Genomic DNA, 15,127 nt, shown 5'->3' with positions numbered 1-15,127 from the left:
TGTAAATCTGACGGCTCCGCCTTCGAAGGTTCGAATCCTTCTCCCTCCACCATTTCTTTTTATTCTTTAGTAAAACCTCAAAGCGTTTTATCTACGCCTATACTAATCAACTCCACAGTAATCAATAACCTAACCTGTATCTGTGCCTAAATGCGCCTGAGTTTTCGCTATCCATTGTCATTACCTTTGGTTATGATTAAGACCATCCTGTTATAAGAAAGAACAACAACAATGGCCGATCTCTGGGTAAACGAAGCAATTGCCAAAATCGAAGCCGATTTTCAGCGCAGTGCCGACACACATTTGATTAAACTGGAACTGCCGGCGGTCGCCGGAGTGGATATCTATCTTAAAGATGAAAGCACCCATCCTACCGGAAGCCTCAAGCACCGTTTGGCAAGATCACTGTTTCTCTACGCCTTGTGTAACGGCTGGATCAAACAGGATACACCTGTTATAGAGTCCTCATCCGGCAGCACAGCTGTCTCCGAGGCCTACTTTGCCCGCCTATTGGGGCTACCCTTTATTGCCGTTATGCCGGCGTCCACCGCCCGCAAGAAGATACAGCAGATAGAGTTTTACGGCGGCCGTTGTCACTTTGTCAATCACTCCAGCGAAATCTACGCCGAGTCTGAACGGCTGGCGCGGGAGCTGAATGGCCATTATATGGATCAGTTCACCTATGCCGAGCGGGCCACCGACTGGCGCGGCAACAATAATATTGCCAATGCCATTTTCGATCAGATGCAGCGCGAGCCCTTCCCTATTCCCGAGTGGATTGTGATGAGCCCGGGTACCGGCGGCACTTCGGCCACCATTGGCCGCTATATCCGCTATCAACGGCTTTGCACCAAGCTGTGTGTGGTCGACCCGGATAACTCAGTGTTCTATGACTATTTTCAACAAAGAGATGCGGCCATCACCTGTGAGCAAGGCAGTAAGATTGAAGGTATAGGCCGGCCCAGAGTCGAGCCCTCCTTTATCCCGGGGGTTGTCGACTCCATGTTGAAGATCCCCGATGCTGCCTCTGTGGCGACAATCCATTGGCTGGAACAGATCATCGGCCGCAAGACAGGGGCCTCAACCGGCACCAACCTCTATGGCGCCCTGATGCTGGCGGCCGAAATGAAACGCGACAACCGCCAGGGCTCAATAGTGACCCTGATCTGCGATCCCGGTGAGCGCTATCTGGACACTTATTACAACCCCGAGTGGATAGCCGCCAACATAGGGGATATCAGCCAGTATCAAAACAAACTGAAACTGTTTGAAACCACGGGTGAGCTCTGCTGCTAACAACGCGCTTCAGATAACAAAAAGCCGCATCAATGCGGCTTTTTGTCGATTACCACTACGGATTAATCGATATCCAGATACTTGTGAGTCTGGATAGACAAACGCCAGTTGCGTTCGATACAGACTTTCATCGCCAGCGCCGTCGCCCGGCTCTTCTGGCTGATGGGCTGCAGGCAGATAGTCTTGTCTTTGAGATCCAATCCCTGCAGCAGTTGATCCAGCTCCTCAATATGAGCCTCGGTCGCCACCGGATGCTTAATCTCATTTGCCCGCTCCAGCGCCTGACGCAGTACCGGCATCCCACCCTTCATACCGACCTTGGGCGAGACTGTGACCCAGGTATCTGCGCTGCAATTCACCTCAAAGGTGCCACTGGTTTCAATTTGAGTGCGAAAGCCTGCGGCATTAAATGCTTCTGTCATTTCAGTGAGTGAATAGAGACAAGGCTCACCCCCTGTGATCACTATATGCCTGGCATTGAATCCCTGCTGTTTGAACGCCTCCAGTAACGACTTGGCATCATGCTCTGCCCAGCGACCGATACAGCCATCGGTGCAGATCACATCGGCAGGTTTCACCTGATTATGCTCAAGCTTGTCCCAGGTCTGGCGAGTATCACACCAGGGACACCCCACAGGGCAACCCTGCAAACGCACAAAAATAGCCGGAACGCCGGTAAACACACCTTCCCCCTGCAGGGTTTCAAAGACTTCGTTGACGGGGTAGTACATCGGGGTTCCTCATATTTGCCGGGGCGGCATTTATAGAGGAATTTAGCCCCAAGCGCAAGGATGAGCGAATTTTCCGTTTTTTACCAAGCCGGCGCTGACAGCCGGCCAAATTAGGGTAAACTGTGACGATTGAGTCATCCCTTTGAATAGACGCTTATGTCTTCATCCAATCAATCACTTATGTCATCAGAATCAAACCCATCGCAAACCACAGAGCCAATCCAAAGCACTAAGCCAACGATTTCCAAGGCGATAGTCGTTTTCAGCGGCGGTCAGGACTCCACCACCTGCCTTATTCAGGCCTTGGCCCAGTATGATGAAGTACATGCCATCACCTTCGACTATGGCCAGCGCCACAGCCAGGAGATTGAAGTTGCCAAACAACTGGCGCAAAAACTCGGCGCCGCCAGTCACAAGGTGCTGGATGTTACTCTACTCAATGAGTTAGCCATCTCGGCCCTGACCCGCGACAATATTCCGGTATCAAACGACTTGATGGACAATGGTCTGCCCAATACTTTTGTTCCCGGACGCAATATTCTGTTTCTGACCCTGGCGGGGATCTACGCCTATCAGATAGGCGCCGATGCCGTGATCACAGGTGTCTGCGAGACCGACTTCTCCGGCTACCCAGACTGCCGTAATGACTTTATCAAGGCGATGGAGTCTGCGCTGGTACAAGGCATGGACAGACAGCTGCGTTTGGTTACGCCACTCATGTGGCTCAACAAGGCCGAAACCTGGGCACTGGCAGATAAATACCAGCAACTGCCACTGGTAAGGGATGAAACCCTTACCTGCTATAACGGCATTCTTGGCAAAGGCTGTGGCACCTGCCCCGCCTGTTTATTGCGTCAAAAAGGATTGGATGAGTATCTGGCGAGCCCGGACAGCATCCAGGCAATACTGGCGGCCAAGACAGCGTGAAGCCGAGCTCCGCTTATTTTTCAGGTGTTGTGTTAACAGCCCTGGCGCTGCTGCTGTATTCTCTGCCGCTCACTGAGCTGTTGGCATTTCGCCGCAGCGCTATAGAACAAGGTGAGCTGTGGCGGCTTGTCAGCGGCAATCTGCTGCACACCAACTTCTGGCATCTGCTGATGAACCTCGCCGGGTTTTGGGTGATCCTTTATCTGCACAAGGAACACTATAACGCCCTGGGCGTATTGATATTGACCCTGGCCCTGTGTCTGCTTGAAGGTGTAGGGCTTTATCTTTGCTACCCGCAGCTTATGGGTTATGTGGGGCTAAGTGGCATACTGCACGGCTTGTTCGCCTTCGGCGCCCTGGCCGATATTCGCAGCGGTCGAAACTCAGGTTACCTGCTGCTTGCTGGCGTTATCGCCAAGGTCGCCTGGGAGCAATGGCAAGGGGCGGCCGCTGAAGTCAGCGCCCTGATTGGCGCCAGAGTCGCGGTTGAAGCGCATCTTGTTGGCCTGATTGGCGGTATCGCACTGTTTGGCTTGTGGCGACTGAGTGCTTATAAAGCGCCGAAACTTTGATACCAAGCCTAAGCATTTAAATAGGGGTTTTTAAATTAGGCTTTTAAATCAAGCTCTTTAAAGTCGTTGACAGATGAACAGCATAAAGAACCCGGCTTTTGCCGGGTTCTTTGTCAATGGGTCAATTTTAGGGAAGGTGCGAACATTTAGGCCTTGATAAGCTCCTCTCTGAGCCTTGCCACTTCATCACGCAGTGCAGCAGCCTGCTCAAACTCCAGATCCCTGGCATGCTGGTGCATCTGTTTTTCCAGCCTGTCGATTTCATGCGCCAAATTGGCGGCGTCCACCTGATAAGCCGACTTGCGCTCCGCCACCTTGCGGGCACCCGGCTGCGGCGCTGCCGATGAGGGGGAATCTCCCACATCCATGACATCTGTTATCTTCTTCACTAAGCCCTTGGGCACTATGCCATTGGCCAGGTTGAAAGCGTGCTGCTTCTCGCGGCGACGATTGGTTTCATCCATGGCCTTGGCCATTGAAGGGGTCACCTTATCGGCGTAAAGGATCACCTTGCCGTTAATGTTACGAGCTGCGCGGCCTATGGTCTGGATAAGCGAGCGCTCGGAGCGCAGGAAACCCTCTTTATCGGCGTCGAGTATGCACACCAGAGACACTTCCGGCATGTCCAGCCCTTCCCTGAGCAAGTTGATGCCGACCAGCACGTCGAAGACACCCTTACGTAAATCGCGAATGATCTCTACCCGCTCCACGGTATCCACGTCCGAGTGCAAGTAACGCACCTTAACGCCGTGTTCATCGAGATATTCGGTGAGATCTTCCGCCATCCGCTTGGTCAGCGTAGTCACCAACACACGTTCATTGACGGCAATGCGCTTGTTGGCCTCAGAGAGCAGATCATCCACCTGAATCGCCACCGGCCGCACTTCCAGCTCGGGATCCAACAAACCCGTGGGCCTGACCACTTGCTCGGCCACATCGCCGCCGCTGCGTTCAAGTTCATAACTGCCCGGTGTGGCCGACACATAAATCGTCTGCGGCATCAAGGACTCGAACTCTTCAAACTTGAGCGGTCTGTTATCCAGTGCCGATGGCAGGCGGAAACCGTACTCCACCAGGGTGGTTTTCCTCGAACGGTCACCCTTGTACATGGCACCTATCTGCGGCACAGTCACATGTGACTCGTCGATGATCAGCAGACCGTCCGGCGGCAGATAATCCAGCAAAGTCGGCGGCCCTTCTCCCGGTGCACGCCCGGAGAGATAACGGGAGTAGTTTTCGATACCGGAGCAATAACCCAACTCTGTCATCATCTCCACATCGTACTGCACCCGCTCGCTGATCCTTTGTGCCTCAATCAGCTTATTGGCATCCAGCAACTGCTGACGGCGCTCCCTGAGCTCGGCCTTTATCTGCTCTGTGGCCGCCAATATTTTTTCTCTCGGGGTCACGTAGTGAGTCTTGGGGTAAACCGTGGCCCGGGCAATGCGTTTACGTACCTGGCCGGTCAATGGATCAAACAGCGACAGCTGCTCTATCTCATCATCGAATAGCTCGACCCGAATGGCATCTCGGTCCGATTCGGCCGGGAAGATATCTATTACCTCACCGCGCACCCTGAAGGTACCGCGCTGCAGTTCAATATCGTTGCGGCTGTATTGCAACTCGCTGAGCCGCTGCAGTATATCCCGCTGACCCATGATGTCGCCCTGGCGCAAGTGCAGCAGCATCTTCATGTAAGAGTCGGGATCGCCAAGACCATAGATGGCTGAGACCGAGGCAACCAACACCACATCACGCCGCTCCAGCAAAGCCTTGGTGGCCGAGAGTCGCATCTGCTCGATATGAGCGTTGACCGAAGCATCCTTCTCAATAAAAGTGTTGGTCGAAGGCACATAGGCTTCCGGTTGGTAGTAGTCATAATAAGAAACAAAGTATTCCACCGCATTATGGGGGAAAAACTCTTTCATCTCGCCGTAGAGTTGCGCAGCCAACGTCTTGTTGGGCGCCATAATGATGGTTGGCCGCCCTTGATTGGCAATCACATTGGCAATGGTGAAGGTTTTACCTGAACCGGTTACCCCCAACAAGGTTTGATTGGCGAGCCCGGATTCCAGTCCATCAATCAGTTTAGCAATGGCGGTGGGCTGATCTCCGGCAGGGGAATATTGAGACTCCAAGCGAAACGGCGTAGCTGACACTTTAATGCTCCTTCGGTTAAGCCTTTCATTTTACTCATTGAGCCGAATTACGCCAAGCCAAAAGCCGCATTACTCCTGCCAACATGATGTCAGCAGCAGCTTGTGCTGAAACTCAGCAACGAGACGGCAGATGTGGCGGCCAAAGGCAGAAATTCCATCCAAATAAGTCAAACAGGTAGATTTAATGCACAAGGTTTGGCAGATACTTCCTTACAGCTTTGTTACAAAAAACACCAAGTAAACCAAAGCGGCTTGACTTTCACATCTATCTGTTTTTATTAGACTTATTTTTTAACCGCTCAAACTGACCATTTTAACTTCAATGCAGATGCCACAAGGGTTTGCAGCCCATAAAGTCGGGAAGCTCACAGGTTTATCCACAGATTTAGTGGATAAGTCAGTCTAACCCTGTAACCATGGGGGATTGCGGCAAGCAGTGCAAGCCAACGCATCTTGATGGGTGTTTTGTAATAAAAGAACATATGAAAGTGTAGCACTCACCTTAAAAGCTAAGATGCACCAAAATGAACTCAAAGCAGCTGAATCGCACCTTTTTTACGCGCCTCTCATGACGAGTTAGACGCCGGGTAACTTGAGCAAAAACATCCCCCTTGTAAGATTTCAGCCCAGTGGACAGACAAAAGCCGCCGAAATACACGCACTTTGGCCTTCCAATGAAATCAGCTTTGATTGAAATGACACGAAATATCAGTGTTTAGCCGTTATTTTTTAAGCAAAAAATTCCCACAAAGCAGTTTTATCCACCACTGTGAGCATTAGATAAGCAATTAACAGCTTAATGACACTTTTTTTAGGGCTGCGAGTTGACTCCACCCACAGAGCGATTTACTATGCGCTCCGTTCTCAGCGAGACAAGCAAGAAATTACGATTCCCCTGTAGTTCAGTCGGTAGAACGGCGGACTGTTAATCCGTATGTCACTGGTTCGAATCCAGTCAGGGGAGCCACTTCGATTACGCCCATAAAAATTTCGATTCCCCTGTAGTTCAGTCGGTAGAACGGCGGACTGTTAATCCGTATGTCACTGGTTCGAATCCAGTCAGGGGAGCCATCTTATCTTATCTCTTCCTGCGTTTTGTATTTATAACAAATACGTATACAATTCTGACATCCCTTTAACCTAGTCTGAATTCTGGAAAAGATGGGCATTTCGCGCGTTTTTCAACTGTTACTGTTATTGAGCTTTCTGGCGACCGGCTTGGTCTTGTTGCAACAGGAGCGGCAGGTTTTGCAGCAACAAGCCGATGTCCTGTTACAGCGATTACAACAAGCGCAAGTCCAGGCCCAGGGCGCAGATGATGCCGCTATCTTTTACCGGCAACTACAAGACAGAGTGTCATTGCAGTTTTTCCAATATACAGATGACGCCGATGGTCAGAATAACCTCACTCGAGGACATTTCCTGCCAGAGATGAACTGGCAGTATTATCTACTGCCATTGCAACTAGAATCCCAATACCGCTTCGCTTCCGGGCGCGTGTTACTTAAGCCGGACCTCAGCCCTCTTCGAGAGCAAAGGATCCATATCCTCTGGCTTGAGGGATTACGCTTATTGCCCCTTTATTTGGTATTGGCGTTAATCTTTGCCTTGATGATGAAGCGCCACAAAAGCGCCCTTACCTATGCCGCCGAGTATCTGACAAAAATGTCCCAAGGTGAGTTCGATGCCCTGGCGCAGAGCCGCTTTCGGGGTGAACTCAAGCCATTGGGGCAAGCATTGGAACAAAGTCGGCAGCTGATAAAGCAGCGGTTTGAGAAACTTGAGTCAGAAAACCTGGCGCTTAAGAGGCTCGCCTACGAAGATCCGATAACCGGCTTAGGCACCCGCCAACACTTCACCGAAAAACTGCAGCAACTGTCTCTTTCCGGCAAATCACAAATTGGAGTGCTAATCCTGGTAAAAGCCACCGAGCTTGGCCATATCAATCAACTGCGCGGCCGTCAGGGCGGCGATGACTATCTTGCCCGTGTCGCAGTTTGTATTCGCCGGGCACTCCAGGGTTACAAAAACAGCGAAAGCTTTCGCATTGCCAGTACTGACTTTGCCATCTTTATCCCCTCAATAGTGCTGAAAGACGCGCAAACCTTTGCCACCCAGCTGAAACGTGAACTGGAAGAGTATCAAGCAGAGCTGCAAACGGACTCCATTGCCCATAGCGGCATAGTGACCTACAGCAGCGACAAAGATCCCATAAGCACTCTTGCCATGGCCGATACCGCCGCCAACGTGGCGCAGACCTTGGGCCCGAATGCAGTGCAGTTCCAGGATAAAAACTTGTTGAATGAAACACTCGGCGATAACCGCTGGAAACTGGCCATTGAAGACTTGCTGAAGCGCCGGGCACTCAAATTTTATCAACAGCCCATTCAACCCTGTCGCAGCGAGGTAGATGGCTACCGTGAGCTGTTGGCACGCTTTTACAACGGTGAAGGCAAGTTTCTACCGACAGCCACAGTGTTCGCCATGGCCGAACGTCACGGCATGAGCCAAGAGCTGGATAAACTGGTGCTACTCAGCGCCTTGAAACTACTGCAGAGCCTGCCAAACCTCAGCGGTAATATCGGTGTCAATCTGAGCCCGGGCTCAGCCTCCAAAGAAAGCTTTATTGCCTGGGCCAAAGACCTACTGTCCAAACACCCGAGATTGGCCTCAAGGCTGGTGTTTGAGATCAATGAAGCAGGTATGCAGGGCAATCTGGCTGCCAGTCACAAGTTCGTTCGCGCCATGCACAGCGTCGGCTGCAGGGTATCGGTAGAACGCTTCGGCATGAGTTTTACCTCATTCAAATTCTTCCGAGAGGTGCGCCCCGACTATATAAAATTGGATCCCAGCTATACCCAGACCATAGATGAAGACACCAATAATCAGTTCTTTGTTCGCATGCTGGTCGATGTAGCCCGCCGTAGTGGTGTCAGGGTAATAGCCTGCGGCATAGAGCGCCAGGAAGAGAAAATGGCCGTCGAAAAATTGCTGGTCGACGGCATGCAAGGCTTTTACATCGCCAGGCCACAACCGCTGGAACCAGCCGAAATGAACAGAAATTAATGCCATTTATGACCCAATAAGGGCGCAAAGAAGGTAAACCCTGCTTTCTATATGTTGTTTATGACCACTGAAACACTGATAATAACCGCCAAGAAATCACAACACCTGTAATGAGATGAGTGAGTATCTCCTGTTGTTGATTGGCACTGTGCTGGTCAACAATTTTGTATTAGTAAAATTCCTTGGGCTTTGCCCATTTATGGGGGTATCCAGTAAGCTGGAATCAGCCATAGGCATGTCCATGGCAACAACCTTTGTCATGACCTTGGCCGCCATTCTCAGCTACCTGGTCAACCAGTATCTGCTGCTGCCCTTCGATCTCGGCTACCTGCGCACCATGAGCTTTATTCTGGTGATCGCGGTAGTGGTACAGTTCACCGAAATGGTGGTACAGAAAACCAGTGCAACTCTGCATAGGGCGCTGGGGATCTACCTGCCACTTATCACTACCAACTGTGCCGTGTTGGGCGTAGCCCTGCTGAATATCAATGAAAACCATGATTTTATGCAGAGTGCCATCTACGGTTTTGGCGCTGCAGCCGGCTTTTCTCTGGTGCTTATCCTGTTTTCAGCAATGCGCGAACGTTTGGCGGCGGCCGATGTGCCCGCGCCTTTCAAAGGCAGCGCCATCGCCATGATCACCGCCGGCCTGATGTCGCTGGCCTTCATGGGCTTTACCGGTTTAGTCAAATAGAGTTATGTCTTCCATGCTAATTGCAGTCATTTTATTGTCTCTGCTGGCGCTGGTATTCGGCGTTTTACTCGGCTTCGCCGCCGAGAAGTTTAAAGTTCAGGGCAATCCGATAGTGGACCAGGTCGAAGCCCTGTTGCCACAAACCCAGTGTGGTCAATGCGGCTACCCTGGTTGCCGCCCCTATGCCGAGGCGATAGCCAACGGCGAAAAGATCAACCGCTGTCCGCCGGGTGGTACCGCCACTATGGAGAAACTGGCCGATCTTATGGGGGTCGAACCCGAGCCTCTCGATGCCAGTGTCGAAACCCAGATTAAAAAGGTCGCCTATATTCGCGAAGAGGAGTGTATCGGCTGTACCAAGTGCATTCAGGCCTGTCCGGTAGACGCCATCATAGGCACCGGCAAGCTGATGCACACTGTCCTGACCAGCAACTGCACCGGCTGCGATCTATGTGTTGAACCCTGCCCTGTGGATTGTATCGATATGATCCCGGTGAAACAGGATCTGAAAACTTGGGACTGGCAGCTTAACGCAATTCCAGTGAAGTTGGTGGAAGAGGACAAGCCGTGCTTACATTACTCGAACAGTTAGATAAAGGAACTCAGTGGCGCCTGACCGGTGGAATTCATCCGCCGCAGATGAAACACCTCTCCAACAGCAGCCCTATTGGGCGTCTGCCGCTTGCCAGTGAATTCTTATTGCCCGTACCTCAGGTTGGTGACAGCGCCGTGCTCGAAGTCAAAGTCGGCGACAGAGTGCTCAAGGGCCAGGCGCTGACCCGCGGACTGAGCGCCATGTATCTGGCGGTGCATGCCCCCACCTCAGGCATCATTCGCGCCATAGAGCAAAGACCCAGCAACCACCCTTCTGCCCTGCCGGTATTGACCTGTGTGCTGGAAGCCGATGGCCAGGATCAAGCCATAGATTTTGATCAGCAAGACATCGCCGCATTGAGCCGCGAGCAGATCCTAGGCCGCATTCGCCAGGCCGGGATAGCCGGATTGGGCGGCGCCATGTTTCCGGCTCACATCAAACTCAACCCCGCCAGTGAAATTGAACTGCTGTTGATCAACGGCGTGGAATGCGAGCCTTATATCAGCGCCGATGACAGATTGATGCGCGAACACGCCAGGGAAATTCTGGATGGCATTGAAATTGTTCACGGACTGCTAAATCCCAAACGGGTAATTATCGCCATCGAGGATAACAAGCCCGAAGCCATACAGGCGATGCAGCAGGCACTGGATAGTTGCCACCTCCCCAAGGGAAGCATCAGGATCACTGTGATCCCGACCAAATACCCTTCCGGCGGTGAAAAGCAGCTGATCCAGATCATTACCGGGCAGGAAGTGCCTTCCGGCGCCATTCCGGCGCAACTTGGGATAGTAGTGCACAACGTAGGCACCGCCTTTGCCATTCGCGAAGCCGTTTGCCTGGGTAAGCCTCTCATAGAGCGGGTCGTCACAGTGACCGGCGGCAATATTCCAAAGCCGGGTAATTACTGGGTGCCACTAGGCACGCCCATAGCCCATATACTGGAGCAAAGCGGTTTTACCGCCAGCGGTCAGGATACCGTCATTATAGGCGGTCCCATGATGGGCTACACCCTGCCCCTTATCAAAGTGCCCCTACTCAAGGGCAGTAACTGTGTCTTGGTGCCATCGGCCAGTGAAATCAGCCCTCCGGCCGAAGAAAAGGCCTGCATTCGCTGCGGTGAATGCGCTCAGGTGTGCCCGGCTTCTCTATTGCCTCAGCAACTCTACTGGCACAGTAAGGCAGAAGAGTATGACAAGGCCAGCGCCTACAACCTCAGAGACTGCATCGAATGTGGCTGCTGCAGCTATGTTTGCCCATCGGATATTCCTCTGGTGGAGTATTACCGCATTGCCAAGGCGGCCATCAAACACAGTCACGAGGAAAAACAGCTGGCCGAGCAGGCCAAGCAGAGATTCGATGCCAGGCTCAAGCGGCTGGAGGCAGAAAAACTGGCCCGGGAAGCCAAAGCCAAGGCCGCAGCCGACAAGCGCCGCGCCGCCATGGGCAGTGGTGAGAAAGATGCCGTTGCCGAGGCTATGGCCAGGATCAAGGCGAAAAAAGCTGCTGAAGCTTCTGTGGCGGCCACCACAAGCCCGATAGAAAAAGCGGCCGACACCGCCGACTCGGCAGTTATCCAGCCAAAGGCAGACAAAAGAAAGAGCGATGTCGCCGCAGCGATTGCCCGTGCCAAGGCCAAAAAAGCCGCTGCACAAGGCACAGTTCCTACTAAAGAAGTTGTTGATGCGACTACAGATAATGCAGCTGAAGGCACAACATCCGGCTCGGACAAGAAAGCTCAGATTGCAGCCGCTATCGCCCGTGCCAAGGCAAAAAAAGCTGCCGCAGCCTCAGGGCAGACTGAGACTGACACTGGCAAAACTCAAGATGCACAGGCCAGAGCCACTCAAGCGACAGCCGATGATAATGGTGGGGAACAAACGCAAGCCAACGAAGCAAGCCAAGCCGTAAGCAACGACAGCAAACAGGCCCGTATCGCAGCCGCGGTTGCCAAAGCCAAGGCCAAGAAAGCCGCGGCGGCATCTGAGTCAACTCCAGCAGCAGATGTCGACGGAGGATCAGCACAAGGTGCCGAAAACCAAGTCGCAAGCCAAGGAGAAAAACAAGCCACAAGTGATGACAGCAAGCAGGCCCGTATCGCAGCCGCGGTTGCCAGAGCCAAGGCCAAGAAAGCCGCGGCGGCTGAACCAGTGGAATCACCTGCGACCTATGATAATGGCGTGGGATCAGCGCAAACCGCCGAAGTAAACCAAAGTTCAAGCGAAGCAACAAAACAAGCCGCAGGCGATGACAGCAAACAGGCTCGTATTGCGGCGGCAGTTGCCAAAGCCAAGGCCAAGAAAGCCGCTGCGTCTAAGTCAGCTCCAGCAACGGATGTCGAAGGGGGAGCAGCGCAAGGTGCCGAAGTAAACCAAGTCGCAAGCCAAGCAGCAAAACAAGCCGCAGGCGATGACAGCAAGCAAGCCCGTATCGCGGCAGCGGTTGCCAAAGCCAAGGCCAAGAAGGCCGCGGCGGCAAGTGAACAACCGCAGGACAACGGCGCAGCAAATACGCCTGTTTCGGCTGAAAGTCGGCCTCCAAGCGAGTCGACAACCGCTACCGAGCCCACGTTCGCTGAGAGTACCCCGCCTAATGACAGCAAACAGGCGCGTATTGCCAGGGCAGTAGCCAAAGCCAAACAAAAGGCCAAAGAGAAGGCGCTCAGCGCACAGGAGAAAGATTGATATGGCGTTTAAAATAGCCTCCTCCCCCCATGTCAGCCGGCCGCTGCAAACCAGCACTGTGATGCAAAGGGTGCTGCTCTGCGCCCTGCCCGGCCTGGTAGCCCAGTGTGTATTTTTTGGTTGGGGCAGCCTTATTCAGGTACTGCTGGCCGTGATGGTCGCTTTGATTTCAGAGGCCGCCATCCTCAAATTGCGCAAACGCAAGGTACTTTCGACTTTGTCGGATAACAGCGCGGCTCTGACAGCGGTTCTTATCGGTATTGCCATACCGCCGCTCGCCCCTTGGTGGATGGTGGTGATAGGTACAAGTTTTGCCATCATCATGGTCAAACAGCTTTACGGCGGTTTGGGGAATAACCTGTTCAACCCGGCCATGGCAGCCTATGTGCTGCTGTTGGTGGCCTTCCCGGTACAGATGACCAGTTGGGTCGCACCGGCGACTGTTGCCCAGCATTCCCCTGATTTTCTCACCAGTTTGCAAGTGATTTTCGGCGCCAGCCAAGGCAGCGTTGCCGAGTACTTCCAGCTAGGTGTCGATGGCGTCACCATGGCGACACCGCTCGATACGCTGAAGACGGATCTCTCTATGGGAATGACCACCACCGAGAGCCTGCAAAAACCGATTTTTGCCGGCACTATCAACAGTGGCTGGTTTTGGGTCAACCTGGCCTACCTGTGCGGCGGCCTGGCGCTGTTGAAGATGAAGCTTATCCGCTGGCATATCAGTGTTGGCGTGCTGGCGTCACTGTTTATCTGCAGCGGCTTTGCCTATGCGCTTGGGCCAGATACCCATGTCAGCCCACTTATTCATCTGTTCAGTGGCGCTACCATGCTGGCAGCTTTCTTTATTGCCACGGATCCTGTAACCGCGCCCGCCAGTAACCGAGGCAGATTGATCTTTGGCGCCCTTATCGGCCTGGTGGTTTACCTTATCAGAAGCTTTGGGGGTTACCCTGACGCCTTCGCTTTTGCGGTGCTACTGGCCAACCTGTGCGCCCCTTTGATCGACTACTATGTCAAACCCCGAGCCTATGGCCATCGCGCCGGACATTGATAGCAAGAGAGATAGACAGTGCAAAAATCCATGTTGAAAAATGGCCTGCTTTTAGGCCTGTTTGCCCTGATATGCACAGCTGTGGTGGCGGTTGTCAATGACAGTACCCGGGATGCGATCCTGGCGCAGCAAAAGTTGGAGCTTAAACGCACCCTGGAGCAGATCATTCCCAATGAACTGCACGACAACCCGCTCGAGGAAAGCTGTGTTCTATTGCAGGACAAAGATGCTCTGGGTACGACTCAGCCCATGCCGGCTTATATCGCCACCCAAAATGCCGAGCCGGTCGCCATTGCCATCGAAACCATAGCGCCGGATGGCTACAATGGTGAAATACGCTTGATCATAGGTATCAAGACTGACGGCACAGTGCTTGGGGTTCGCACTCTGTCGCATCAGGAAACCCCTGGGCTAGGTGACAAGATTGAACGCAAGAAATCTGATTGGGTGGACAGCTTTATCGGCAAAAAGCTTCAAGGCCGTGATGACAAGGCCTGGTATGTGAAAAAAGACGGCGGTGAAATCGACCAGTTTACCGGGGCGACCATTACCCCCAGAGCCTACGTCAAGTCGATAAGAAACACCCTGGCCTTCTTTGAAGCCAATAAGCAGACCCTCTTTTCGCAATCACAGACATGTGAGGCAAGCCAATGAGTTTATATCGCGATATCGCCTGGCAAGGCTTGTGGAAAAATAACCCCGGACTGGTGCAGATGTTGGGGCTCTGTCCCCTGTTGGCGGTGACCTCTACTTTTACCAACGCCCTGGGGCTTGGGCTCGCTACCGCAGTAGTGTTAATTGGTTCCAACACTACAGTATCCCTGGTGCGCAACTTTGTACCCAAAGAGATCCGCATCCCCGTGTTTGTTATGATCATTGCCGCACTGGTAACCGCAGTGCAGTTGCTGGTCAACGCCTACGCCTACGGCCTCTATCTGTCTCTCGGTATTTTCCTGCCGCTGATCGTAACAAACTGCGTCATCATCGGCCGCGCCGAAGCCTTTGCCTCGCGTAATTCACCTATGGATGCCGCCTTTGACGGCTTGATGATGGGTATTGGCTTTACCTTGGTATTGATGGTACTCGGTGGCGGCAGGGAAATACTGGGGCAAGGCACCCTATTTGACGGCGCCGATCTGCTTCTCGGGCCTTGGGCTGCGAGCTTGCGTATTGAAGTTTGGCAAGTCGATACCCCGTTCCTGCTGGCGATGTTGCCGCCCGGTGCCTTTTTGGGTATGGGGCTGCTGATTGCCCTGAAAAACGCCATCGACAAGAAACTCGCTGAGCGCCAACCTAAAATGCAAACCGCGCCAGTGGAGCGCGCCAGGATCACCAAAGTCAACTGAGGT

At 53.0% G+C, this 15,127-nt stretch carries 12 protein-coding genes and 2 tRNA genes; 12 read left to right on the top strand and 2 right to left on the bottom strand.

Features of this window, described 5'->3' with window-relative positions; translation table 11 throughout:
* Positions 1-231 precede the first annotated feature (231 nt).
* Complete coding sequence (locus tag CX651_RS10440; protein ID WP_101055947.1) at positions 232-1,296, top strand: PLP-dependent cysteine synthase family protein; 1,065 nt, start codon at positions 232-234, stop codon at positions 1,294-1,296.
* A 62-nt stretch (positions 1,297-1,358) separates the two neighbouring features.
* Here the strand turns inward: CX651_RS10440 and queE are convergent, their stop codons facing one another.
* Positions 1,359-2,027, bottom strand: coding sequence for a 7-carboxy-7-deazaguanine synthase QueE (gene queE / locus CX651_RS10435; protein WP_101055946.1), 669 nt, complete (start codon positions 2,025-2,027; stop codon positions 1,359-1,361).
* A 180-nt stretch (positions 2,028-2,207) separates the two neighbouring features.
* Here queE and queC point away from each other — a divergent pair, with 180 nt between their 5' ends.
* Together queC and rrtA are read left to right on the top strand one after the other, a co-directional pair.
* Positions 2,208-2,954: a 7-cyano-7-deazaguanine synthase QueC gene (gene queC / locus CX651_RS10430; RefSeq protein ID WP_101055945.1), complete on the top strand. Its 747-nt coding sequence runs from the start codon at positions 2,208-2,210 to the stop codon at positions 2,952-2,954.
* A gap of 29 nt (positions 2,955-2,983) precedes the next feature.
* On the top strand, positions 2,984-3,526 hold the full coding sequence (gene rrtA / locus CX651_RS10425) for a rhombosortase (RefSeq protein ID WP_226565468.1): 543 nt from the start codon (positions 2,984-2,986) through the stop codon (positions 3,524-3,526).
* A gap of 146 nt (positions 3,527-3,672) precedes the next feature.
* Here the strand turns inward: rrtA and uvrB are convergent, their stop codons facing one another.
* Entirely contained in the window at positions 3,673-5,685 is a 2,013-nt protein-coding gene (uvrB, locus tag CX651_RS10420; RefSeq protein ID WP_101055943.1) for an excinuclease ABC subunit UvrB, read from the bottom strand.
* Positions 5,686-6,576: 891 nt separating this feature from the next.
* On the opposite strand from uvrB, the gene CX651_RS10410 reads away from it, so the two are divergent.
* From CX651_RS10410 to CX651_RS10370, 9 genes are all read left to right on the top strand, one after another.
* Positions 6,577-6,652, top strand: a tRNA-Asn gene (locus CX651_RS10410).
* 28 nt (positions 6,653-6,680) lie between these two features.
* Positions 6,681-6,756, top strand: a tRNA-Asn gene (locus tag CX651_RS10405).
* Between the two features lie 90 nt (positions 6,757-6,846).
* On the top strand, positions 6,847-8,751 hold the full coding sequence (locus tag CX651_RS10400) for an EAL domain-containing protein (RefSeq protein ID WP_101055941.1): 1,905 nt from the start codon (positions 6,847-6,849) through the stop codon (positions 8,749-8,751).
* 115 nt (positions 8,752-8,866) lie between these two features.
* Positions 8,867-9,445, top strand: coding sequence for an electron transport complex subunit RsxA (gene rsxA / locus CX651_RS10395; protein WP_025010232.1), 579 nt, complete (start codon positions 8,867-8,869; stop codon positions 9,443-9,445).
* Positions 9,446-9,449: 4 nt separating this feature from the next.
* On the top strand, positions 9,450-10,037 hold the full coding sequence (gene rsxB, locus CX651_RS10390) for an electron transport complex subunit RsxB (protein WP_101055940.1): 588 nt from the start codon (positions 9,450-9,452) through the stop codon (positions 10,035-10,037).
* Entirely contained in the window at positions 10,013-12,724 is a 2,712-nt protein-coding gene (gene rsxC, locus CX651_RS10385; RefSeq protein ID WP_101055939.1) for an electron transport complex subunit RsxC, read from the top strand. Before rsxB ends, rsxC begins: the two co-directional genes overlap by 25 nt.
* Position 12,725: 1 nt before the next feature.
* On the top strand, positions 12,726-13,778 hold the full coding sequence (gene rsxD / locus CX651_RS10380; protein WP_101055938.1) for an electron transport complex subunit RsxD: 1,053 nt from the start codon (positions 12,726-12,728) through the stop codon (positions 13,776-13,778).
* An 18-nt stretch (positions 13,779-13,796) separates the two neighbouring features.
* The gene (gene rsxG, locus CX651_RS10375) at positions 13,797-14,432 is read left to right on the top strand and encodes an electron transport complex subunit RsxG (RefSeq protein WP_189577783.1); all 636 of its coding nucleotides are present in this window, start codon (positions 13,797-13,799) and stop codon (positions 14,430-14,432) included.
* A complete protein-coding gene (locus CX651_RS10370) occupies positions 14,429-15,124 on the top strand; it encodes an electron transport complex subunit E (protein WP_101055936.1) in 696 nt (231 codons plus the stop codon). Before rsxG ends, CX651_RS10370 begins: the two co-directional genes overlap by 4 nt.
* Positions 15,125-15,127 lie beyond the last annotated feature (3 nt).

The sequence above is a fragment of the Shewanella chilikensis genome, assembly GCF_002836945.1.
Classification (GTDB): Bacteria; Pseudomonadota; Gammaproteobacteria; order Enterobacterales; family Shewanellaceae; genus Shewanella; species Shewanella chilikensis.
Note: the sequence above shows the minus strand (reverse complement) of the source record. Positions and strands in the feature narration are given on the sequence as shown.